This is a genomic window from Streptomyces sp. NPDC047022 (genome assembly GCF_040644155.1).
Classification (GTDB): Bacteria; Actinomycetota; Actinomycetes; order Streptomycetales; family Streptomycetaceae; genus Streptomyces.
Genome location: NZ_JBEYVV010000104.1, coordinates 1 through 1,430, shown reverse-complemented (window position 1 = coordinate 1,430; position 1,430 = coordinate 1). Strand labels below are relative to the sequence as shown.

1 protein-coding gene is annotated in these 1,430 nt (G+C 68.3%); it reads right to left on the bottom strand.

Annotated features, from left to right (window positions below; genetic code table 11):
- Positions 1 to 20 precede the first annotated feature (20 nt).
- Positions 21 to 1,223: an IS110 family transposase gene (locus ABZ845_RS31945; protein ID WP_360987060.1), complete on the bottom strand. Its 1,203-nt coding sequence runs from the start codon at positions 1,221 to 1,223 to the stop codon at positions 21 to 23.
- Between the last annotated feature and the right edge of the window lie 207 nt (positions 1,224 to 1,430).

The window sequence follows — 1,430 nt, the reverse complement described above, 5'->3', positions numbered from 1 at the left end:
AAGGAGTCTCAATGACGAAGTCAAGCCGTTTGCGTGACCGGCGGGGCGGAGGTGAACGTCCTTCCGTCACGCAGCAGCGCCCACAACACGTTCGCCCGTCGGCGGGCCAGGGCGATCACAGCCTGAACGTGCTTGCAGCCTTCGCCGCGCTTCTTGAGGTAGAAGTCCCGGTTTGGGCCATCGCGGATGATGCTGGTCTGCGCGGACATGTAAAACACCCGGCGCAGGCGGCGGCTGTAACGCTTGGGCCGGTGGAAATTGCCGGTGCGGCGTCCGGAGTCGCGTGGGACGGGCACCAGTCCGGCCGCGGAAGCAAGGTGGCCAGCGTCGGAGTACGCCGACAGATCGCCAGCGGCGACGACGAACTCGGCCCCGAGTATCGGGCCCATGCCGGGCAGCGACTCGATGATCTCCGCCTGCGGATGGCTGTGGAACACCTCGCGGATCTGCTTGTCGATCCGCTTGAGCCGATCGTCCAGGGCCAGGATCTGATCCGCCAGGTCGGAAACGATCGCGGCAGCGACGTCCTCGCCGGGCAGCGCGGTCTGTTGGGCCTGCGCAGCCTCCAGCGCGGTGGCGGCAACCGCGTCGGCACTGCGAACGCCGCGGTTGGCCAGCCAGGCCGTCAGTCGGGCCCGGCCGCGGCGGCGGATCGCCGCTGGCGTCTGGTAGCCGGTCAGCAGCACCAGCGCACCTTTCTGCGCGCTGTAGTCGAAGGCGCGTTCCAGCGCGGGGAAGATGCCAGTCAGCACGTCACGCAGGCGGTTGATCATCCTGACTCGGTCGGCCACGAGGTCGGTGCGGTGGGAGGTCAGCAGGGCGAGGTCGGCGGCGAGCTGGGCCGGCACGTCGATTGCGGCGAAGTCTCTGCGGTGACGGGCGGTCTCGGCGATGACGTAGGCGTCGCGAGCGTCGGTCTTCGCTTCGCCCCGATAGGCACCCGACATGCGGTTGACGGTGCGGCCAGGCACATAGACGGCCTGCTGGCCGTGAGCCGCGAGCAGGGCCAGCAGCAGCGCCGAGGATGTTCCGGAGATGTCCACCGCCCAGCGGACGTCGTTCGCCATGTCCAGGATCTCGCCCAGCGCCGTCAAGATCGCCGACTCGTCGTTGTCGATCTTCTTCGACCACAGGGTCGCGCCAGTCTCGTCGACCACCACAGCCCAGTGATGGCCCTTGCCCGCGTCGATGCCGGCCCAGACCTGAGCCTTCCGCTCGCTCAACTGCTCCTCCTCGCTCCGCACGGCTTGCCGTCGGCCCGAGGAACACCCCGCTGTCATCTCCGTAATCAGCGACCGCACGAAGCGCGCACATCTCAATCAGCAGCCAGGGCGCCCCGGAGAGCCGGACGGCCACTCCTTCGGAGCCACGACCGGCAAGACCCGATCAGCCACATCCGGCCCTCCCGGGCCGCCTAACAACTTACGGAG